Below are 20,043 nucleotides of genomic sequence, written 5' to 3' on the forward strand. Positions count from 1 at the left end.
TCATTTTGAGTCAGTGCATCGGTACAGCGTCAGGCACTCTTGCGCACCTCGGCCGCAATCTGGTCGAGCAGTTGCTGCCAGCCAGCCCCCAGTTCGCTCACCAGAGTGCCGTAGCCATCGGCAGGCAGCACCCGCACCTGCTGGAAGGGGACGTCACGCAGGACAGAGCCCTCTTCGGTCAGCAGGCGCCAGCGGCCGCTCAGCACGGCGCGACCGTCGTGGCGGCCCTGGAAGCGCTCCACCGAGATGGTCAGCACCGGCCCCTTGCGGGCTCCGTCCTGCCGCACCACCCATCCCGGCAAGCGGCTGGAGAGGCCGTTCAGGGTCAGCTGATCGAGCTGGGCATCCAGCGACCCCGCCCAACGATGGTACTCGGCGAAGTGCAGCTCCTTGCCCTCCAGCTGATAGACCAGGCTCATCCGATCCAGCTGGCCGGACAGAGAGACAGGTTTGAGCACCAACTGATGCTGCGGCTGCGCCACCACGGCGGCCGGTTGCTGCGCCTCGGCGTCGAGAGAGTAGTAGTGCAGCTGCGTCGGTGCCGCGCTGCAACCCGCCAGCAGGCCCAGCAAGGCCAGCGTCATCATCCGTTTCTTCATCATTGACCTCGCTTGGGCTCGGGATCACGGGGACGAGCCCGATCGAAAATCAACGAGCTCGGCTGCTCGTTGAGCGAATGTACCAACGGTTGCAACTCGCGCATCAGCTGGTTGAGCGACTGCACCGACTGCCGCAGATCCTGGTTGGTCTGGGAGTTGGCATCATACTCCTGCAGCGTGCTCTGCAGCTGTTTCAGGCTGTCGTTGAGGGACGCCGGCAACTGCTGGGTCGCGCTCTGACCGGTGAACTTGTTCAGGTTGGCACTCAACGCACTGACATTCTTCAGGGTCTGATCCAGGGTCGCCAGGGTGTGGTTGACCTGGTTCAGGGTCTGGGCGGTGTCCATGTCGACGAACTTGTCGAGGATCTGGTTCACCTTGCGTTCGATCTGATCCAGCCCTGCCTGCACGGTCGGGAATACCTGATAGCCCGCCAGCTTGGTGGGCTGGAACTTGGGCGCATCGGGGTAGAAGTTCAGATCCACCACCTTGCCCCCGGTCAGCAGGCTGGAGGTCTTGAGCGTCGCCCGCAACCCCTCCTTGAACTGCTTGCCGAACAGGGCGCGCCACTGCTCCTTCTCCGCGTTGGCATAGCGGTGGGAGAGACGCTGCACCTCGATCCTCGCCAGTACCGGGATCTGCCGGCTCTGGAACATCTGCACCCCTTTCTCGTCGATGAGATAGGGCGCCGAGATGACGGTACCGACCCGGATGCCGCGATACTCCACCGCCGCGCCCGGGTGCAGGCCACCGACGCTGTCCTCGAACAGGAACACGTAGTCGATGAACTGATCCAGGCTACCGGCCAGCACGCTGGCCTGATCCTGGAACAGAGTGAAGTCGTCCATCTGCTTGACCGGCTCACCGGGTGCCCAGCCAGGGGGCAGCCCCATGGTGATGCCGCCGTCCAGCAGGCTCTCCAGCGAATCCATCTTCACCTTCATCCCCTCGCTGCTCATGGAGACCTCGAAACCCGGGGTCATCCAGAAGCGGGAGTTGCTGCTCACCAGCACGTCATAGGGGGCATTGATGAAGATCTGGTACTGCATCTCGCTCTTCTCGGGCAGGAACTTCGCCTCTTCCACCTGGCCTATGGTGAAGCCCTGGTAGTTGATGGGCGAACCCACTCCGAGTGCCCGGGTATCCCGGCTGCTCAGCGATAATCGCAGCCCCTTGGCATCCTGCGAGGCCAGTGGCGGCTTGTCCAGCATGGCGTACTCATCGCGCGCCTTGCCCTTCTTGCCGGGGGCCAGCTCGATATAGGCGCCGGAGAGCAGGGTGCCTAGGCCCGATACCCCTTCGCGTCCCACCCGCGGCTTGACCACCCAGAACTGGCTGTCCTTCTTGAGCATGCCGGCGGCGGCGTTGGTCAGGCGGGCCTTCAGCACCGCGTGGCTGTAGTCATCGCTGAGCTCCACCGCCTCGATGCGACCCACCTCCACCTCGCGGGAGCGGATCATGGTCTTGCCCGCCACTATCCCTTCGGCCGTTGCCACCGTCAGGGTGAAGCTGGGACCTTGCGAATACCAGTGCTGGAACAGCATCCAGATCCCGATGAACAGCGCCAGCAGCGGCACCATCCAGATTGCGGCGGCCGAGCTCAGAAAGTCCGAGCCAGGTTTCCACCTCTTCTTACGCTCACTCACGTTCGCGTTCTCCTTGTTGTAAATCCCAGATCAGGCGGGAATCGAAACTCATGGCTGCCACCATGGTCACCAGCACCACACCTGCAAAAGCGACGGCCGCAGGGCCCGGATAGATGGTCATCAGGTTGTCGAGCCGGATCAGACCCGCCAGGATGGCCACCACGAAGACGTCGATCATCGACCAGCGCCCCACAAATTCAGTCATGCGATAGAGCTTGAGCTTGCCGAGCGGCGAGGTACCCTGCCCGCGCTGCACCATGTAACAGAGCCACAACAGCGCCAGGATCTTCACCAGCGGCACCACCACGCTGGCGAAGAAGATCACCGCCGCGATGGGATAGGAGCCCATGGCCCACAGCACCAGCACCCCGCCCAGAATGGTGGAGGGGCTGTCATCCCCGAGGAAGACGGTATCCATGATGGGATAAAGGTTGGCCGGCACGTAGAGGATGATGGAGGTAAAGAGCAGGGCCCAGGTACGGTTCAGCCCGCCCGGTTTACGGCTGTGCAGGTGCTCGCCGCAACGCTTGCAGCTGTCGGCACCGGCCTCGCTCAGGGCGCCGCAGATGTGGCAACCCACCAGACCGGCGCTCTTGGCGCTGGCCTCGTCGTCATCCACAGTCACCCCATGCAGTTCGCTCGCTCCGAACAACCGCTGCCACAGCCACATCCGGTCCAGCGACGAGATCATCTTGATCAGCAGCAGGGTGTAGCCGACGAACGCCCAGAACGACAAGCCCATCTTGATGTCGGCCATCCCCATCAGTTTGACCAGGGAGATGAGCACCCCGATGAGGAAGACATCCACCATCAGCCAAGGCTTGATCCGGCACAACAACCGGCCGAGAGAGCGCAGGGCATTGCTGTGCAGATCCTTGTCGAGGCGCCACAACACCAGCATGATGGAGCCCATGTAGACCAGTGGCAGGCCGATGAGGGTCAGGCTCAGCACGGCCCCGAGGAACAGGTAGCCCTGATCCACCAGGGTGGTGATGCACTGCAGGAAGGTCATCTCCTGCCCCACCCCCTTGGCGGAGAAGGACATGAAGGTAAAGGCGTTGGAGAGCACGAACATGATGATGGCCGCAAAGCCGTAGGCGATGGGCCTGCGCTCCTGTTCCGGCAGATGGCGGCTCAGGGTATGACCGCAGCGCGGACAGCTGCTCGCCTCCCCCACGGCCAGCGTGGTGGCTGGCACCAGCAGGTCGCACTCTTCGCACGCGGTGGCGTCATGGGTATAGGTGGGTTGATGTTGGTGTGAAACCGGATGCAAGATGAAACCCCAGCATGAGGCCCGCCACGGGGCCAGAACCGCCAATTATTACAGCAGCGGCCCGTGCCGACCAGCCCTCTCATTGCACCACCCCGACCGGGCGTGAGAATGACTTTGACAAGCAAGTGACCATTTAGCACAATCAAACGCCACTTTTTTTCCGCGGGACAATAATTTATGACAACTGAATCCCCAAGCTACTCCACGATCGAGCAAGCCTTCTCCCTCGGGAACGGGCAAGATTCTGCCCTCAACTGGTTGCGCAAAAACCGCAGTCAGGTCGCCATCTTCCTGGTGAGCGGCATCAAGCTGGAGGGGACCATCAGCGGTTTCGACCAGTACAGCGTGCTGCTGACCGATGCCCACGGCAACCAGCAGCTGGTCTACAAGGCCAAGATCTCCACCATCGCCATGCACTCCGGCCGGCCGCAGGTCAATATCCAGCGTGCTCGCAAGCCTCGCGTCTCCATGGCGCCGCGCCCCCACGGCGCACCCGGTCGTTACGACGACAACCAGGGCGGCAACAGCGACCAGTAAGGCCATGCCCATGTCACCCCGCGACCATCGCTGCGTCAGAGGGTGACCGAGTCCATTCCCATTTGTCATGACAGTCCCGTATGGGAATGGACTTTCTACCTCAGCGCCAATGATGACGCACTCTGCCCGGATTCAATGCGGCAGCTTCAATACTGCAAGCCGACCGGTCTGCCCTCCCTGACCATGCAGGTCTGCATCCCCGCAGCCTGACCGGCCTGTACGCCAATCCCCGTATCCTCAAACACCAGACAACCCGCCGGATCGACCCCCAGCTTGCTGGCCACCAGCAGGAAGGTATCCGGGTGGGGTTTGTGCAGCTCGACATCATCGGCCGTCACCACCACGGAGAAGTAGCGATCCAGCCCGGTATTGCGCAACACGGCGGCGGCATTGACCCGCGGTGAACCGGTGCCTATCCCCATGGGGATGCGGCCATGGTAACGCTCGACCAGTGTCTGCATGGCCGGGAAGACGGTTGCCTTGTGCAGGTTGGCCACGTAGTGCTCGGTCTTGCAACGGGTCACGATGAGCGGATCCAGCGCGATCTGCTGCTGCTCGGCCACCAGCAGGGCTATCTTGCGGCTCGGCATGCCACCCAGTTCATAGAACCAGTCGGGGTCGAAGTGAAAGCCAAACTCCCGGGCCGTGTGTGCCCAGGCGGCGAGGTGCAGCGGCATGGAGTCCACCAGGGTGCCGTCGAGGTCGAATACCAGGCCTTGAAAGCCGGAGAGGGTCATGGTGCGGGATCCGTGTCTGAAAAAGGGCCCCCATTCTAGCCAGAGCCCCTCTCCCTCGCCACGGCCTAGGTGGCGAGAAACGCTTGCCCCCACATTTGTGCCTGAAAATAGATGGGAGTCAGTTTGGCGGGGTCCAGTTGATAAGTAGGCGCCAGCTGGGCCAGCAGTGGCCAGTCGCCCTGTTCATAGCACTTCACCAGCTGAAACAGATGAAACAGCGGTCCCTCACGAGACTCCAGCGCTCGCTTCACGTCCTTGGGCAGATGGGCCTTGAGCTGTTCGGAGAGCAGCGAGCCGTCCAGCACCAACCCCACCAGGAAGGCCCAGCTGGCGGCGGACTTGCCGAGCGCGCTCAGGGCGATCAACTCGCAGAAGCGACCGCGGGCAATGGCCATGCGGGTACAGGCCTCCGGGATGTGCTGGCTGACCCTGGCCAATCCGTAGATGAGCACGAATTTGCGGATCTCCTGCTCCCCCAGATAGGAGAGCGCCCGGTTAACCGAGACGATGGGGCTGGCATGATCGAAACCGGGGGCGTTGACGTAGCTCAACAGCTGCCCCGGCAGCCAGGCATCCTGCTGCAGCAGGGTCGCCACCCGGGCGAAGGAGAACTCCTCGTGACAGATGAGCTGCAGTATCTCCTGCACCAGCTTCATGTCCGGCTGGGCGGCGCGCTGGTTAACCAGCTCGGGGCGCGCCAGGAAGCCGCCGGCGAAGAAGTCGACCCCTGCCTCCTTGAGCGGCAGAAAATCCCCCCAGCTCTCGATGCCGAGGGCCATCCGCTTGTGTTCGGTCGGCTGACGGATCCCCTCCTCCCCCATCCAGAACACCAGCAGACGGGAGGCGCTGAGCCAGCGCTGCTCGCGCTGGGCACCGTGCACCGCCAGCCGGCGCCGATAGTCGCGCCACTGCTCCAATACGGGAAAAGAGGTGGGCAACCGTTCGGCCGAAGCCTCTACCAGTGGAATGGTGTCCTGATCGAACAGCAGAGGGCGCAGCTCATCGAGCTGTTCGTGGGTGAAGGGCAGCAGATATTGGCGCCCCTGAGCCAGCAACCGGCACTGGGCGGCCAGCAGGGGCCATTCGGCAGGGTCGGCAAGCTGGTAGTCAATGCCATAGGCCACGAGAGCGAGACGACGGTTGAAGATGGGATAACGACGTAACAACATGGGCTCACCGATAGGCTAGCGTACACGCCCTCCCCTGCGATTTGGCATGATAGAGCGCCTGATCGGCCTGTTCGGTCAGGCTCTGCCATGTTCCATCCAGCGAGGGAACCAGATAGCTAAAGCCTATGCTAACCGTAATGAAATCAGCAACTCGGGAGGCTGGATGCGGGATTTTTAATTCACTGAGCCCCTGGTGAATCTGTTCCGCCAGCCGCTCCGCCTCACCGGGTTGCGGGCCGCACAGCAGGATCACGAACTCTTCGCCGCCGTAACGCGCCACCAGGTTGGTACGCCGCCGTTCCGCATCCTGCAGCAGGGCGGCCACCTGCTGCAGACACTGATCCCCCTTGGCATGGCCGAAGTGGTCGTTGTAGGACTTGAACTCGTCCACGTCGATCATCAGCACCGCCAGCAGACTCTGGTGCCGGCGCGCCCACTCCCACTCCCGCTGCATGGTGAGATCCCACTGACGGCGGTTGGCGATTCCGGTGAGGGGATCTTCCAGCGACAGCATGGAGAGCCGTTTGTTGGCCTCCGCCAGCGCCCGGTTGCTCTCCGCCAGCTGCATGGTGCGCTCGCTGACCCGCTGCTCCAGCTCGCGGTTGAAACGTTCAAGCGCCGCCTGGGTACGCTGGCGGATCAGCAACTGGGAGAGCATGGCGGCATACTGCTTGAAGATCTCGCTCTGATAAGCCTTGAGCGGCCGGCGCCACAGCAGGTTGTCGGCGGCGATCCAGCCGATGGGAGTGGCCCCGTCCCACAGCGAGACCATGGCATTCCAGCCACGCCCCACCTCCTGCTTTTCGTAGTAGAGCGGCGCATCCTCCAGCACCAGCACATAATCCTTGCGGCGCAGCGCCTCCTGCACCGTGGGGTGATCAGGGATCGGGCTGATGAAGTGGTGCTCGTCGATCAGCTCACCCACCTCGTTGGTGCCCCAGGTGCCGTGCATGGTCTTGAACTCGGCATCCACCAGGAAGATGGCGATGCGGTCGAACTGCAGCTCCTGACGAGCCAGCGCCACCGCATCGTGCAGCAGCTGGTGTTCACTGTCACAACGCGCCAGCTTGACTCCCACCTGGTGCAGCGCCTGCAGCATGCTGAGGAAGGAGCCTTGCAGCGCCTGGCTGCGGATGAGGTCGGCCTGGGTGTGCAACCGCTGATCCCGCTCCAGATCGACCTGGCTGGCCAGCAGCCGGCTCTCGAGCTCGGCGGCAAGATAGTGCATCAACAGCTGGATGCCTTGTTGCTGGCGCCGGGGCAGGCGATCGATGCGGCGGCGGGTCTCCAGGTAGACCACGGCCTCCAACCCCTTGTGGCGCTTGAGCGGGAAACAGGCGCGCAGGCGCACCGTCTGTGGTTCGACCGTTTCCCAGAGCTCGTTGTGCTGGGCGAGCGGCTCCACCATCAGTTGTCCCTTGTCGAGGGCGTGTTCGATGAAGAGGATCGGTAACTTGAGGGGGGCGACGGCATCGGCCGTCAGGCTGACCAGTCCCTGATCGAGCTGGAAGCTGTAGAGCTGCGACTCGGGGGCGCGCAGCCACAAATAGATCTGTTCGGCTTCGGTTTTTTCCCTGATTGCCGCCAGTGTCACTTCACAGAGGTGTTCAAAGCTGGTGAAGTGCTCTGGATCCCATTCCTGCATGCCTGCCATCCTTGGTTGTATCCAAGCGAGTATATCGACAAAGCCTGCACTTTAATTGACTGGCCAGTCAAAAGCGCGATCCAGAGCCCATTTTTTATAACAAATTCAAGGCGTGCATCGCCTCGCGGATGCGGGTACGCGTTGCCTCGGAGAGCGGCATCACCGGCAGGCGGCACTCCTCGCTGCAAAAGCCCAGCAGGGAGACGGCATACTTGGCACCGGCCGGGCTCGGCTCGGCAAACATCGCCTGATGCAGCGGAATGAGTTTGTCTTGCAGTTCACGCGCAGCTTGCCACTGGCCGGCCAGCGCCAGGTTCTGCACCTCGGCCACCAGCCTGGGGGCCACGTTGGCCGTCACCGAGATACAACCCTGACCGCCGCCGATGTTGTAGGCCACGGCGGTGGCATCCTCACCGGAGAGCCAGGCGAACGACTTCTTGATCAGCTGGCGCTCCACCCAGGGGCGGGCCAGATCGCCGGTCGCATCCTTCACCCCGGCGATGCGCGGCAGCTCGGCCAGGCGGGCCAGGGTTGCCGGCTGCACGTCGACGATGGCGCGCGGCGGGATGTTGTAGACGATGATGGGCTTGCTGGTGGCGTCGTGCACCGCCTTGAAGTGGTGATAGAGCCCCTCCTGATTGGGACGGTTGTAGTAACCGGCCACGTGCAGGGTGGCATCGGCCCCCATCTGCTCGGCATAGCGGGTATATTCGATGGCTTCAACCGGGTTGTTGGAACCGGCCCCGGCGATCACCGGGATGCGGCCAGCCACCAGTTTGACCACCAGCTCCACCACGCGGCAATGCTCGTCGTGGGTCAGGGTCGGACTCTCGCCCGTGGTGCCCACCGGCACTATGCCGTGGGTCCCCTGTTCGATATGCCACTCCACCAGACGCGCCAACGCCTCTTCATCCAGCTTGCCCTGTCGAAAGGGGGTAATCAGGGCGACGATTGAACCTTTGAACATGGAATTTCCTTCTCCGTTGACTCATGAATGTGGCAATAAAAAACCCCGGTACGATGTGCGCAACCGGGGTTTGAATCTGCTCAGGGATGAGAGGTTACGCGCGAACGTCGGCAGGCCCGAATGTCAGGCTTTTTTTATGCTTTCGTTTCAACCCGTTGAACCGCATTGCGTCATCTCTGCTCAAAAAATGGTGTCTGGGCATATTTCGGGAACACGGCATAAATGTCAAGGCGAAAGCGGCTATGTATAATGGCCGCCCAAAATTGCGTGGAGAGACCCGATGAGCAGCCCGATCAGTGCCGTCAGCCAGATGCTGGAACGAAACCAAGCCCTCTTTGTCGGCAAGCGGCTGCTGGTGTGCGGCGCCCTGGAGGATGACTATCCGCGCCAGCTGGCAACCCTGACCCACTCCCTCACCGTGTTTACCACGGATTACTGCTATTACCGCAGCCAGCAGGCCGCGCTGGGCGACGCCATCCTGTTCGATCACCAGCTGGGTGGCGCTCCCCGCTTCGATGCCCTGCTGCTGCTGATGCCCAAGGCCAAGGCCGAGGCTCAATACCTGCTGGCCATGATGACCCCGCTGCTGGAAGCCGGTGCCGAGCTGTTCCTCGCCGGCGAGAACCGCGGCGGCATCAACGGGGCCGACAAGCTGCTGGCTCCCTATGGCGAGAAGCCGGTCAAACGTGACTCGGCCCGTCGCTGCTCCCTCTATCACGGCGAACTGAGCAAACCGGTGGCCCCGTTCGAGCTGGACTCCTGGTTTGGCCGCTACCTGTGCCAGGCTGGCGATACCGAGCTGACCGTGCTGGCCCTGCCCGGCGTGTTCAGTGCATCCGAGCTGGATCTGGGCAGCCAGATGCTGCTGGCCAGCCTGCCGGCCATGCAGGGAACGCTACTCGATTTCGGTTGCGGCGCCGGGGTGATCGGCTCTGTGCTGGCCAAGCGCAATCCTGAACTCAGGGTCACCATGGTGGACATCAATGCGCTGGCGCTGGAATCCAGCCGCCGTACCCTGGCCATCAACGGCCTGCAGGGCGCGGTGCGGGCATCCGACGTCTATTCCAACATCCAGGAAAAATTTGACCGCATCGTCTCCAACCCGCCGTTCCACGCCGGTCTCAAGACCTTTTACGCGGCCACCGAGACCTTCCTGGCCAAGGCACCGGAGCATCTGTCGCCGCAAGGCACCCTCACCATAGTTGCCAACGCCTTTCTGCGATATCAGCCTATACTGGAGACGCACTTCAAACGGACGGAAGTGATCAGCAGCGATGCCAAATTCAAGGTCTATCTGAGCAAAGTGTAAATAAGTGTAAGCAGTCACCGGAAACAGGTAGAGAGCCCCATACGGGATCTGATAAGGTAATTGACACACCTCAAACCACCCCTTTAGGGGTGTTTTTTTGCAGCAAGCTGAAAACCTTTTCATAGTATGAATTCAGGGAGAGAAATACGATGGCAGGCATACTCACCATGATCCTGGCGGGCGGCGAAGGTACTCGCCTCCAGCCACTCACCACCACCCGCAGCAAGCCCTCTGTTCCCTTTGGTGGCAGCTACCGACTGATCGACTTCGTGCTCAACAACTTCGTCAACGCCGACTTCCTGCGCATCTACGTGCTTACCCAGTTCAAGTCCCAGTCCCTCTATCTGCACATGAAGAAGGGCTGGAATATCGTCGGCATCACGGATCGCTTTATCGACCCCATTCCGGCCCAGATGCGGATGGGCAAACGCTGGTATGACGGCACGGCCGACGCCATCTATCAGAACCTGCGCTTCATCGAGATCTCCGACCCCGAGCACGTCTGCATCTTCGGCTCCGACCACATCTACAAGATGGACGTGAGCCAGATGGTGAGCTTCCACAAGCAGAAGGCTGCCGCCCTGACCGTCGCCGCCCTGCGCATGCCCATCGAGGAGGCGAGCGCCTTCGGGGTGATCGAGGTGGATCAGGAGGGCCGGATGATCGGCTTCGAGGAAAAACCCAAGCGGCCCAAGCACATCCCCGGTGATCCTACCCAGGCGCTGGTCTCCATGGGCAACTACATCTTCGAGACCGAGTCGCTCTATCGCGAACTCAAGCGCGACGCCGCTGAGGAGAACTCCAGCCACGACTTCGGCAAGGACATCATCCCCAGCCTGTTCCCGCGCGCCCCCGTCTATGTCTACGACTACAGCACCAACGTGATCCCGGGCGAGAAGCCCAACGTCTACTGGCGCGACGTGGGGACGCTGGACTCCTACTGGCAGGCGCACATGGACCTAGTGGCCGACGATGCCCCCTTCTCCCTCTACAACCGCAAGTGGCCGCTGCATACCCACTATCCGCCGCTGCCGCCCGCCACCTTCGTCGACACCGACGACTGCAAGGTGAAGATCGCCAACTCCTTGATCTCCGGCGGCTGCTTCATCCAGGGCAGCCAGATCCAGCGCTCCATCCTGGGTTTTCGCTGCAACATAGGCCCTTGCAGCCACATCAGCGAGTCGGTTCTGCTCGGTGACGTGAAGATTGGCGAGGGCTGCTCCATCCGCCGCGCCATCATCGACAAGAACGTTGAAATTGCGCCCGGCACCGTGATCGGTGAAAATCTGGACCATGACAGAGAGCGATTTACCGTGTCCGAAGGCGGTATCGTCGTGGTACCTAAGGGAGCAAGAGTTGGCTATTAACCCACTGAAAATCCTGTTCGTTGCCTCGGAAGTTGAGGGGCTTGTGAAGACCGGGGGCCTGGCGGACGTGGCCAGAGCCCTGCCGCTGTACCTGGCCCAGAAGGGACATGATGTCAGGATCATGCTCCCCTTCTACAAGACGATAAAGCGACGGGATGAGGCCAAACTGCTGGTCTCGCGCTGGTTGCCAACCCACCCAGGCCTGCCGGATATCGGCTATCGCATCTATCAGATGGATCTCGAAGGGGTCTGTGTCTACCTGCTCGACTGCCCGCAGTACTTCGATCGCCCCCAGCTCTATGCCGAAAACAACCAGGCCTATCCGGACAACGGCGAGCGTTTCGCCTTCCTGGCCGCCGCCGCGCTGCACGCCTGCGAGCAGCTCGCCTTTGCCCCCGACATAGTGCACTGCAACGACTGGCACACCGGCCTGCTGCCGCTGCTGCTGAAAACCCGACACTCCCACAACCCCTTTTTCCAGCACACTCGCAGCGTGATCAGCATTCACAACGCGGCGTTCCAGGGGGTGTTCGAGCGCCAGCAGTTCTGGGCCGTGCCCGAGATTGCCGACTACGAACAGCGCATCAGCTATGACTACGGCCACGTCAACCTGCTCAAGTGCGGGGTGCTCTATGCCGACAAGATCAACGCGGTCAGCCCCAACTATGCCAGCGAATTGCTGACCCACCTGGGGGCCCACGGCATGGCCAGCGTCTTCCAGCAGCGGGCGGCGGATCTGCGTGGCATCCTCAACGGCTGCGACTATCAGGACTGGGATCCAGCCTTCGACGACTTCCTGCCGGCCACCTATGACGTCGACAACCTGGCCGGCAAGGGCGTCTGCAAGCAGAGCCTGCAGCAGGAGCTGGGCCTGCCGGTGGTGGACCTGCCCATCTACGGCATGGTGTGCCGGCTGACCGAACAAAAAGGCGTGCATCTGCTGCTGCCGGTGCTGGACAAGTTTCTTCATCACAAGGTGCAGGTGGTGATCGTCGGCTCGGGTGATCCCTCCCTCGCCACCCAGCTGCACACCCTGGCCCAGCAATTCCCGGACCGGCTCGCCTTCATCAATACCTATGACGACCGGCTCGCCCACCTGGTGGAGGCCGGTGCCGACTTCTTCCTGATGCCCTCCCTGTTCGAGCCGTGCGGCCTCAACCAGATGTACAGCCTGGCCTATGGCACCCTGCCGCTGGTACGGGCGGTCGGCGGCCTGAAGGATACGGTGGTGGACTGGGATGCCGATCCGGCACATGCGACCGGCTTCTGCTTCAACGATCCGACCGCCAACATACTGCTCGATGCCATGCGCCGCAGCCTGCTCTATTACCTGCAGGACCCCGAGCAGTTTGCCCGGGTTCAGCGCAATGCCATGAACACCCGCTTCAACTGGCCCGATTCGGTCATCCAGTACGAGCAGATGTATCGGGACGCCCTGGCTCGCCAGTGACGCTAATTGCTGAAGTTTTGTCCCCTTGATGCTGCTTTGGGCGTCAACAGCGAAAAAAGTACCTTCTGGCTGTTGACGCCCCCCCAAAACTCTATAGAATCCCCCACCGCAGTGATGCGAAGGTGGCGGAATTGGTAGACGCGCTAGCTTCAGGTGTTAGTGTCCCACGGATGTGAGGGTTCGAGTCCCTCTCTTCGCACCATACTGCAACATGCTCTTATCAGACGGCATGTAAATTCAGACTGATAACCCGATGTGCGAAGGTGGCGGAATTGGTAGACGCGCTAGCTTCAGGTGTTAGTGCCCCCCGGGTGTGAGGGTTCGAGTCCCTCTCTTCGCACCATGCTTTTATCAGACAGCATGTAAATCCAGACTGATAACCCGATGATGTGCGAAGGTGGCGGAATTGGTAGACGCGCTAGCTTCAGGTGTTAGTGCCCCCCGGGTGTGAGGGTTCGAGTCCCTCTCTTCGCACCATGCTTCTGGCATGTAAAACGCAGAAAATGCGCTCCAACCGCATTTAAAAACCAGCTGGAGAAAATCAGTGTGCGAAGGTGGCGGAATTGGTAGACGCGCTAGCTTCAGGTGTTAGTGTCCCACGGATGTGAGGGTTCGAGTCCCTCTCTTCGCACCATTCATTCTGCAAAAGGCCCATCACGAAAGTGACGGGCCTTTTGTTTTTACCCCTTGTTATGACTATGCTTTTGACGACTCACCGCCCATCGTCATGCCAAGGAATGCATATGATACTGGATACCGACATTCACAACTTCTACGAGCATCTGGTGCTCAAGGAGATTGAGAAGCAGGGGCTCAGCCAGACGCTGAGCGCCAACCAGATGGCCGATCTCTGCTGCCTGACCCTGAACCAGCTCCCCTCCCACTATATTCGCCACGACGTCGACATGATCTACTTCCTGACCGATGCCAAGCGCAACGAGATGGAGAAGAACGTCATCACCTCCCTCAAACAGGCGCTGGAAAAGGTGCAGAGCGCACCGGCCACCTCGTCATAACCAAGGCTGCTGCCAGACAAGGGCCGCCACTCCGGTCATGCCGGCCACCGGCAGCAGGATCAGCGCTGGCCTCAGCCTGGGTTCGAACATGACCCAGGCGGCCAGCAAGAAGCCCAGACTCCATACCCCGTACTCCTTCTCCTGACCCCAGATCAGGATGGCCAGCAGCCCGATCAGCAGCATGGCCCTCACTATCCATCTCATGACACACTCTCCTCCAACAACTGATAACAATTATCATTTGTATTTTAGGAGTATGCAATCGGACTTTCCTATCGGAGTCGAATGTCCCATCGGGGCAGACAGAGCACTCAAAAACGGGTTATGAGATCAACTAAATTGTAAGTTTTTCAATCAAAATTGCATTTTTGCCAAATCAGTTGGGATTTGTCCCCCCTGGTTTGTGGTAGATTGCGGCCTCTTTTTGGGTGGGCCCCTCGGGATACGTGTATCCACAGGACGAGAGGGACCGACCTTGGCGAGCAAGAGTTTAGGAAGTATCTATGCAAAACCAACACAACCACATCCGATTGCCGGGCATGTCGCAGGTGTTTGCCTGTCTGGCCATTTTCCTGGCCCTGGCCTTCTCCTTCACCAGCGTGCTCGACCTGCCAATCCAGTTGGCACTGTTCATCGCCTGGTTCGTCATCATGGGGCTCGGCATCAAGCTCGGCCATGATTACAAATCCCTCGAGCAGGCGGCCGTCGACGGCGTCGCCAAGGGGATGGGGGCCATCCTGATCCTGGTCTCCGTCGGCGCCCTGGTCGGTACCTGGATTGCCGGCGGCATAGTCCCCAGCATCATCTACTTCGGCCTCAAGGTGATTCACCCGTCCATCTTCCTGCTGGCGACCCTGATCATCTGCTCCCTCACCTCGCTGGCCACCGGTACCTCCTGGGGCTCGGCCGCCACCGCCGGCATCGCCATGATGGGCATAGGCCACAGCCTCGGCGTGCCCGCGCCGCTGGTAGCCGGTGCCGTGCTCTCCGGTGTCTACTTCGGTGACAAGCTCTCTCCGCTCTCCGACTCCGTGGTGCTGGCCTCGACCATGTCCAACGTCGACGTGATGGAGCACATCAAGGGGATGCTGCCCATCAGCCTGTTCTCCTACGTCATCACCGCCGCACTGTTCACCGTGGTCGGCATGCAGTACTCCGGCAACGTCAGCCTGGAGCAGGTCAACCTGGTGATGGAGGCGCTCGACAAGCAGTTCAACATCACCCCGCTGGCCATAGTCCCCGTGGTGCTGGTGCTGGGCCTGTTGGCCAACCGCAAGCCCGCCTTCCCCGTGATCAGCTTCGGCGCCCTGCTGGGCCTTGTCTGGGCCATCCTGTTCCAGGACATGGATCCGGTGAAGGCCATGCACTCCGCCTACAGCCCGTTTGCCATCACCTCCGGCGTCGACTTCATCGACAACATCCTGGGCCGTGGCGGCATGGAGTCCATGCTGGGCTCGGTGGCGGTTATCATCTTCGGTCTGGGCTTTGGCGGCCTGCTGGAGAAGGTCGGCATCCTGGAAGTGATTGCCAGCGCCTTCGAGAAGCGTATCAAGGGTGCCGGCAGCCTGACTACCCACACCATAGGCACCGCCTTCCTGGCCAACGTGTTCGGCTCGGCCATGTATGTGTCGCTGATCCTGACCCCCAAGATCATGGCCAAGAACTACGACCGGCTGGGGCTGGCGCGCAAGAACCTCTCCCGCAACGCCGAGTTTGGCGGCACCCTCACCTGCGGCATGGTGCCCTGGAGCGACAACGGCATCTTCATGGCCGGGGTCCTCGGGGTGGCCACCCTCGACTACCTGCCCTACATGTGGCTCAGCTTCACCTGCATCATTGTGACCATCACCCTCGCCTATCTGGGCAAGGCGGTGAACCGGATCCCGGTGATCGAAGCGGCCAGCTCCCGCTAACCGCCGGAAAAACCATGACAAAGGCGCCAACACGGCGCCTTTTGTCTGGGCGCGATTCGAGGTTAAGCTGGCACTCACCTTGATCGCACGCGGCAGGACGCCCAGATGAACTTCACCTTTCGCCAGATCCGCTATTTCGTGGCGGTGGCCGACAGCTTCTCGGTCAGCCGCGCCGCTGCCGAGCTGCACATCTCCCAGTCGGCAGTCACCAGCGCCATCCGCGAGCTGGAGAGCGAGCTCGGCGCCCCCCTGTTCGATCGCAACCCGCGCGGGGTCAGCCTCACCACTCAGGGCCACCAGTTTCTGCTGCACGCCCGTCGCATCCTCGGCGCCATGACCGAGGCGAGCCACTCCCTCAAGGCGGTGGCCCAGCAGGATCAGGGGCGGCTCACTATCGGCGTAACGACCCTGGTGGCCGGCTACTACCTGTCGGAGGCGCTCGGCCGCTTTCGCCGCGCCTTCCCGGCGGTACAAATAGAGGTGAAGGAGGACGAGCAGCCCTATCTCGAGCACCAGATCGTCAACGGCGAGGTGGACGTGGGGATCCTGATGACCAACCGCACCATCCGCCAGGAGGCGTTCGATACCGAGCTGCTGACCCGCTCGCCGCTGCGGGTCTGGCTCGCCGCCAACCACCCCCTCTGCACCGAGTCGACCCTCTCCCTCAAAGCGCTCGGCGAAGAGCCCATGATCTCGCTGACCGCCGACCAGCTGGACCAGATCATCGGCGGCGGCTTGCGCCGTTACGGCATAGCGCCGCGCATCGTGCTACGGACCGCCTCGGTGGAAGCGGTGCGCAGCCTGGTGGCCAGCCAGCTCGGGCTCGCCCTGCTGCCGGACTTTGCCTACCGCCCCTGGTCGCTGGAGCAGGAGCGGGTCGAGGCCCGCGCCATCAAGGAGCCGATCCCCGCCATCGACATAGGCCTGGTGTGGCGGCGCGGCTCCCGGCTGGAGTGGACCGCCCGCGAGTTCATCGACATAGTGCGGGATCAGAGCCGGCTGCGAGCCCGGCAGACACTGCCTCGCTAACCCTCTCTTGCCGAGCTATCACTAAAATTCAGATTCATCTGCACTCGATATCGATTTAGCAGATACCTCTGGCGTTAAAAATTGAAATTCTCATTGCTCAGCGCTTCTCCTACGCTCATGACTGGTTAACAGGATGTTAATTGTCAGCGTGGCATCACCACAGTGCCCGCCCCAGCAAGGAGAGCAAGATGAAACTGACCCCCCTCACCCTGGCCCTGATCCCCGCCCTGCTGGCAGGCCAGACCCAGGCAGCCCCCACCACCCTCGGCAAGGGTGAAGGCCAGCTCAACATAGTGGCCTGGGCCGGCTACGTGGAGCGCGGCGAGACCGACAAGAACTACGACTGGGTCACCGGCTTCGAGCAAGAGACCGGCTGCAAGGTCAACGTCAAGACGGCCGCCACTTCGGACGAGATGGTGGCCCTGATGAACGAGGGGGGCTTCGATCTGGTGACCGCCTCCGGCGACGCCAGCCTGCGCCTCATCGCCGGTGGCAAGGTGCAGGCGCTCAACCTGGCGCTCATCCCGAGCTACGGCAAGATAGACCCCCGCCTGCAGAATGCCCCCTGGCACACGGTGGATGGCAAGCACTACGGCGTGCCCTACCAGTGGGGCGGTAACATCTTGATGTACAACACCAAGGTGTTCCCCAAGGCGCCTGACTCCTGGAGCGTGGTGTTCGAGGAGCAGACCCTGCCGGACGGCAAGTCCAACAAGGGTCGGGTGCAGGCGTTCGACGGCCCGATCCACATCGCCGATGCCGCCCTCTATCTGATGAGCCACCAGCCGGCGCTCGGCATCAAGGATCCTTACGAGCTCAACGAAGATCAGTACAAGGCTGCCCTCGACCTGTTGCGCCAGCAGCGTCAGCTGGTCGGGCGCTACTGGCACGACGCCTTCGTCCAGATCGACGACTTCAAGAACGAGGGGGTGGTGGCCTCCGGCTCCTGGCCGTTCCAGGCCAATACCCTGATCGCCGACAAGCAGCCCATCGCCACCACAGTGCCCAAGGAAGGGGTCACCGGCTGGGCCGACACCAGCATGGTGCACAGCGAGGCCAAGAACCTCACCTGTGCCTATAAGTGGCTGGAGCACTCCCTCAACAACAAGCTGCAGGGGGATCTCGCCTCCTGGTTCGGCTCCGTGCCCGTGGTGCCAGCCGCCTGCGAGGGCAATGCCCTGCTCGGGAAAGAGGGGTGCAAGACCAACGGCATCGACAACTTCGATCGGGTGCGCTTCTGGCGTACTCCCGTCTCCCAGTGCAAGAGCCAGGGAACCTGCGTGCCGTATTACCGCTGGGTTTCGGACTATATCGCCATTCTGGGTGGTCGCTGAAGTTGCCCGAGTAAATGCCGATATGTGGCCGGACAGGAGTCCGGCCCGCTTCCCACACAGACAAGGACGCCCCATGAACGCCGTACAATTTGACCGGGTCAGCCGCCACTATGGCGAGGTGAAGGCGGTCGACGACATCTCCTTCCAGATCCCGGCCGGCGAGTTTTTCACCCTGCTGGGGCCGAGCGGTTCCGGCAAGACCACCTGCCTGCGGATGATCGCGGGCTTCGAATACCCGAGCGAGGGGGAGATTCGGCTGTTCGGCAAGCCCTGCTCCACCGTGCCCCCCTACGATCGCAACCTCAATACCGTGTTTCAGGACTATGCCCTGTTCCCCAACATGGATGTGCGCGACAACATCGGCTACGGCCTGATGCTCAAGGGCGTGGCCAAGGCGGAGCGCTACCGCAAGGTGGACGAGATGCTGGAGCTGGTGCGCCTGCCCGGCGTCGGCAACCGCAAGCCCGGCCAGCTCTCCGGCGGCCAGCGCCAGCGCATCGCCATCGCCCGGGCGCTGATCAACCAGCCGCGCATCCTCTTGCTGGACGAGCCGCTCGGGGCGCTCGACCTCAAGCTGCGCGAGCAGATGCAGCTCGAGCTCAAAGCCTTGCAGCGCCAACTCGGCATCACCTTCATCTTCGTCACTCACGATCAGCAGGAGGCGCTCTCCATGAGCGACCGCATCTGCATCTTCAATCAGGGCAAGATCGAGCAGATCGCCGCGCCGGACACCATCTACGACGCCCCCGCCACCCCCTTCGTCGCCCGCTTCGTCGGCACCGTCAACCTGTTCGAGGGAGAGCAGGCCCGCCGCCTGTGCGGCGATGAGCGCCAGATAATGGTGCGCCCGGAGCGGATCCGCCTCGCCGAGGCCGGTACGCCCGGCTGGTCAGGGGAGGTGCGCGAAGTGGAGTACCTCGGCCCCTTCGTGCGCTACCGGGTCGATCTCGGCGAACAACTCGAGCTTATCGTCAACCATCCCAATGAGGGCCAGGCCCGCCTGCCCCGTGGCACCCGGGTCAGCCTCAGCTGGCCGGAACAGGCGATCCATCGTCTGCACACCGCCCACCAGGGAGCTCAACCATGAGCGCCCCCCACAGTGCGAGCCTTGCCATGAGCCAAGCTACCGACTCCGTTCGCGTCAGGCCGCTGCGGCGCCTCTCCACCCTGCTCTACGGGCGGCCAGGTCTGTTGCTGGCCATCCTGCTCGGGCCGCCCCTGCTCTGGCTCGGCATCATTTATGTCGGCTCCCTGCTGATGCTGCTCTCCAACGCCTTCTTCGGGCTGGACGAGTTCAGCGGCCAGATCCGCCACGAACTGGGGCTGCAGAACTTCGTCGCCCTGCTGCGAGCAGAAAACCTGGACGTGATCCTACGCACCGTCGGCATGTCGCTGCTGGTGACCCTAGCCTGCGCCCTGCTCGGCTTTCCGGTGGCCTACTACATGGCGCGCTACACCAGCGGCAAGGCCCGGGCCCTGTTCTACGTCGGCATCATGTTGCCGCTCTGGTCCAGCTATCTGGTGCGGGTCTACGCCTGGAAGCTGATCCTGGCCAAGGAGGGGGTCATCAGCTGGCTGGCCGACACCCTGGGGCTGGATTGGCTGCTCGACGCCATTCTCTCGCTGCCGGTGATCGGCGGGCCGTCGCTCTCCTTCTCGCGCATCGGCACCTTCATCGTGTTCGTCTACGTCTGGCTGCCCTTCATGATCCTGCCCATCCAGGCGGCGGTGGAGCGGATCCCGCGCTCTTTGCTTGAGGCGAGCGGCGATCTCGGCGCCACCCCGGCCCAGACCTTTCGCACCCTGATCCTGCCGCTGGCCCTGCCCGGTGTGGTGGCGGGATCCATCTTCACCTTCTCCCTGACGCTGGGGGACTACATCATCCCCGGCATCATAGGCAACTCCACCATGTACATAGGTCAGGTGGTCTACATGCAGCAGGGCACGGCGGGCAACCTGCCCTTCGCCGCCGCCTTCTCGCTGGTGCCGATCCTTATCATCGCCATCTACCTGACCATCGCGAAACGCTTGGGGGCCTTCGATGCGCTCTAA

General features: G+C 62.1%; 18 protein-coding genes and 4 tRNA genes. 14 read left to right on the forward strand and 8 right to left on the reverse strand.

The annotated features are described in order from the left end of the window. Positions 1 to 29 precede the first annotated feature (29 nt). Genes AB5Y98_RS21130 through AB5Y98_RS21140 form a run of 3 tightly spaced genes read right to left on the reverse strand, consistent with a single transcriptional unit; the run spans position 30 to position 3,518 of the window. On the reverse strand, positions 30 to 599 hold the full coding sequence (locus tag AB5Y98_RS21130) for a membrane integrity-associated transporter subunit PqiC (protein WP_026458902.1): 570 nt from the start codon (positions 597 to 599) through the stop codon (positions 30 to 32). Continuing rightward, positions 599 to 2,245, reverse strand: coding sequence for an intermembrane transport protein PqiB (gene pqiB, locus AB5Y98_RS21135; protein WP_005305443.1), 1,647 nt, complete (start codon positions 2,243 to 2,245; stop codon positions 599 to 601). Before pqiB ends, AB5Y98_RS21130 begins: the two co-directional genes overlap by 1 nt. Further along, on the reverse strand, positions 2,238 to 3,518 hold the full coding sequence (locus tag AB5Y98_RS21140; RefSeq protein WP_208200858.1) for a paraquat-inducible protein A: 1,281 nt from the start codon (positions 3,516 to 3,518) through the stop codon (positions 2,238 to 2,240). The genes pqiB and AB5Y98_RS21140 overlap by 8 nt, the downstream gene beginning before the upstream one ends. A gap of 177 nt (positions 3,519 to 3,695) precedes the next feature. Here AB5Y98_RS21140 and hfq point away from each other — a divergent pair, with 177 nt between their 5' ends. Further along, positions 3,696 to 4,055, forward strand: a complete 360-nt coding sequence (gene hfq / locus AB5Y98_RS21145; protein WP_005305447.1) for an RNA chaperone Hfq — start codon at positions 3,696 to 3,698, stop codon at positions 4,053 to 4,055. Positions 4,056 to 4,201: 146 nt separating this feature from the next. Here hfq and AB5Y98_RS21150 read toward each other — a convergent pair whose 3' ends face one another. From AB5Y98_RS21150 to dapA, 4 genes are all read right to left on the reverse strand, one after another. Then, a complete protein-coding gene (locus tag AB5Y98_RS21150; RefSeq protein ID WP_024943147.1) occupies positions 4,202 to 4,792 on the reverse strand; it encodes an HAD family phosphatase in 591 nt (196 codons plus the stop codon). Positions 4,793 to 4,857: 65 nt separating this feature from the next. Further along, positions 4,858 to 5,961, reverse strand: coding sequence for an EAL and HDOD domain-containing protein (locus AB5Y98_RS21155; RefSeq protein WP_010636011.1), 1,104 nt, complete (start codon positions 5,959 to 5,961; stop codon positions 4,858 to 4,860). 4 nt (positions 5,962 to 5,965) lie between these two features. Further along, positions 5,966 to 7,606, reverse strand: a complete 1,641-nt coding sequence (locus tag AB5Y98_RS21160; RefSeq protein WP_017788195.1) for a diguanylate cyclase — start codon at positions 7,604 to 7,606, stop codon at positions 5,966 to 5,968. Positions 7,607 to 7,700: 94 nt separating this feature from the next. Beyond that, on the reverse strand, positions 7,701 to 8,573 hold the full coding sequence (gene dapA / locus AB5Y98_RS21165) for a 4-hydroxy-tetrahydrodipicolinate synthase (RefSeq protein ID WP_368232874.1): 873 nt from the start codon (positions 8,571 to 8,573) through the stop codon (positions 7,701 to 7,703). Positions 8,574 to 8,853: 280 nt separating this feature from the next. Here dapA and rsmC point away from each other — a divergent pair, with 280 nt between their 5' ends. The 8 genes from rsmC (at position 8,854) to AB5Y98_RS21205 (ending at position 13,715) form a co-directional block, all read left to right on the forward strand. Then, positions 8,854 to 9,882 (forward strand): 16S rRNA (guanine(1207)-N(2))-methyltransferase RsmC, encoded by a 1,029-nt coding sequence (gene rsmC, locus AB5Y98_RS21170; RefSeq protein WP_279485232.1) that lies wholly within the window; start codon positions 8,854 to 8,856, stop codon positions 9,880 to 9,882. A gap of 149 nt (positions 9,883 to 10,031) precedes the next feature. After that, entirely contained in the window at positions 10,032 to 11,249 is a 1,218-nt protein-coding gene (glgC, locus tag AB5Y98_RS21175) for a glucose-1-phosphate adenylyltransferase (RefSeq protein ID WP_005305468.1), read from the forward strand. Continuing rightward, the gene (glgA, locus tag AB5Y98_RS21180; protein ID WP_054543546.1) at positions 11,239 to 12,699 is read left to right on the forward strand and encodes a glycogen synthase GlgA; all 1,461 of its coding nucleotides are present in this window, start codon (positions 11,239 to 11,241) and stop codon (positions 12,697 to 12,699) included. Before glgC ends, glgA begins: the two co-directional genes overlap by 11 nt. 116 nt (positions 12,700 to 12,815) lie before the next feature. Next, positions 12,816 to 12,901 (forward strand) — tRNA-Leu (locus AB5Y98_RS21185). 55 nt (positions 12,902 to 12,956) lie between these two features. Beyond that, positions 12,957 to 13,042, forward strand: a tRNA-Leu gene (locus tag AB5Y98_RS21190). A gap of 48 nt (positions 13,043 to 13,090) precedes the next feature. Continuing rightward, a tRNA-Leu gene (locus tag AB5Y98_RS21195) sits at positions 13,091 to 13,176 on the forward strand. A gap of 71 nt (positions 13,177 to 13,247) precedes the next feature. Beyond that, a tRNA-Leu gene (locus AB5Y98_RS21200) sits at positions 13,248 to 13,333 on the forward strand. 109 nt (positions 13,334 to 13,442) lie between these two features. Next, complete coding sequence (locus AB5Y98_RS21205; RefSeq protein WP_005305474.1) at positions 13,443 to 13,715, forward strand: late competence development ComFB family protein; 273 nt, start codon at positions 13,443 to 13,445, stop codon at positions 13,713 to 13,715. On the opposite strand, the gene AB5Y98_RS21210 is transcribed toward AB5Y98_RS21205, so the two are convergent. Continuing rightward, entirely contained in the window at positions 13,710 to 13,919 is a 210-nt protein-coding gene (locus AB5Y98_RS21210) for a hypothetical protein (RefSeq protein ID WP_005305477.1), read from the reverse strand. The genes AB5Y98_RS21205 and AB5Y98_RS21210 overlap by 6 nt on opposite strands. Positions 13,920 to 14,218: 299 nt before the next feature. Between AB5Y98_RS21210 and nhaC the strand changes: the two genes are divergently transcribed. The 5 genes from nhaC (at position 14,219) to AB5Y98_RS21235 (ending at position 20,043) form a co-directional block, all read left to right on the forward strand. Then, positions 14,219 to 15,628 carry a Na+/H+ antiporter NhaC gene (gene nhaC / locus AB5Y98_RS21215; RefSeq protein ID WP_005305478.1) on the forward strand — a complete coding sequence of 470 codons (1,410 nt, stop codon included), beginning with the start codon at positions 14,219 to 14,221 and terminating at the stop codon, positions 15,626 to 15,628. A 105-nt stretch (positions 15,629 to 15,733) separates the two neighbouring features. Beyond that, complete coding sequence (locus tag AB5Y98_RS21220; RefSeq protein ID WP_201892624.1) at positions 15,734 to 16,657, forward strand: LysR family transcriptional regulator; 924 nt, start codon at positions 15,734 to 15,736, stop codon at positions 16,655 to 16,657. Positions 16,658 to 16,845: 188 nt separating this feature from the next. Next, positions 16,846 to 17,991 carry an ABC transporter substrate-binding protein gene (locus tag AB5Y98_RS21225; RefSeq protein WP_017782480.1) on the forward strand — a complete coding sequence of 382 codons (1,146 nt, stop codon included), beginning with the start codon at positions 16,846 to 16,848 and terminating at the stop codon, positions 17,989 to 17,991. A 73-nt stretch (positions 17,992 to 18,064) separates the two neighbouring features. After that, positions 18,065 to 19,078 carry an ABC transporter ATP-binding protein gene (locus tag AB5Y98_RS21230; protein WP_109421787.1) on the forward strand — a complete coding sequence of 338 codons (1,014 nt, stop codon included), beginning with the start codon at positions 18,065 to 18,067 and terminating at the stop codon, positions 19,076 to 19,078. Further along, positions 19,075 to 20,043 carry an ABC transporter permease gene (locus AB5Y98_RS21235; RefSeq protein WP_319873690.1) on the forward strand — a complete coding sequence of 323 codons (969 nt, stop codon included), beginning with the start codon at positions 19,075 to 19,077 and terminating at the stop codon, positions 20,041 to 20,043. Before AB5Y98_RS21230 ends, AB5Y98_RS21235 begins: the two co-directional genes overlap by 4 nt.

Source organism: Aeromonas sp. s3 (assembly GCF_040907805.1).
In the GTDB taxonomy this organism is placed as follows: Bacteria; Pseudomonadota; Gammaproteobacteria; order Enterobacterales; family Aeromonadaceae; genus Aeromonas; species Aeromonas dhakensis.

Bases quoted from the DNA above. Each gene is read 5' to 3' on its own strand.
- AB5Y98_RS21130 (WP_026458902.1), bottom strand. From the start codon at position 599: ATGAAGAAACGGATGATGACGCTGGCCTTGCTGGGCCTGCTGGCGGGT.
- hfq (WP_005305447.1), top strand. From the start codon at position 3,696: ATGACAACTGAATCCCCAAGCTACTCCACGATCGAGCAAGCCTTCTCC.
- AB5Y98_RS21150 (WP_024943147.1), bottom strand. From the start codon at position 4,792: ATGACCCTCTCCGGCTTTCAAGGCCTGGTATTCGACCTCGACGGCACC.
- AB5Y98_RS21155 (WP_010636011.1), bottom strand. From the start codon at position 5,961: ATGTTGTTACGTCGTTATCCCATCTTCAACCGTCGTCTCGCTCTCGTG.
- AB5Y98_RS21160 (WP_017788195.1), bottom strand. From the start codon at position 7,606: ATGCAGGAATGGGATCCAGAGCACTTCACCAGCTTTGAACACCTCTGT.
- dapA (WP_368232874.1), bottom strand. From the start codon at position 8,573: ATGTTCAAAGGTTCAATCGTCGCCCTGATTACCCCCTTTCGACAGGGC.
- rsmC (WP_279485232.1), top strand. From the start codon at position 8,854: ATGAGCAGCCCGATCAGTGCCGTCAGCCAGATGCTGGAACGAAACCAA.
- glgC (WP_005305468.1), top strand. From the start codon at position 10,032: ATGGCAGGCATACTCACCATGATCCTGGCGGGCGGCGAAGGTACTCGC.
- AB5Y98_RS21205 (WP_005305474.1), top strand. From the start codon at position 13,443: ATGATACTGGATACCGACATTCACAACTTCTACGAGCATCTGGTGCTC.
- AB5Y98_RS21210 (WP_005305477.1), bottom strand. From the start codon at position 13,919: ATGAGATGGATAGTGAGGGCCATGCTGCTGATCGGGCTGCTGGCCATC.
- nhaC (WP_005305478.1), top strand. From the start codon at position 14,219: ATGCAAAACCAACACAACCACATCCGATTGCCGGGCATGTCGCAGGTG.
- AB5Y98_RS21220 (WP_201892624.1), top strand. From the start codon at position 15,734: ATGAACTTCACCTTTCGCCAGATCCGCTATTTCGTGGCGGTGGCCGAC.
- AB5Y98_RS21225 (WP_017782480.1), top strand. From the start codon at position 16,846: ATGAAACTGACCCCCCTCACCCTGGCCCTGATCCCCGCCCTGCTGGCA.
- AB5Y98_RS21230 (WP_109421787.1), top strand. From the start codon at position 18,065: ATGAACGCCGTACAATTTGACCGGGTCAGCCGCCACTATGGCGAGGTG.
- AB5Y98_RS21235 (WP_319873690.1), top strand. From the start codon at position 19,075: ATGAGCGCCCCCCACAGTGCGAGCCTTGCCATGAGCCAAGCTACCGAC.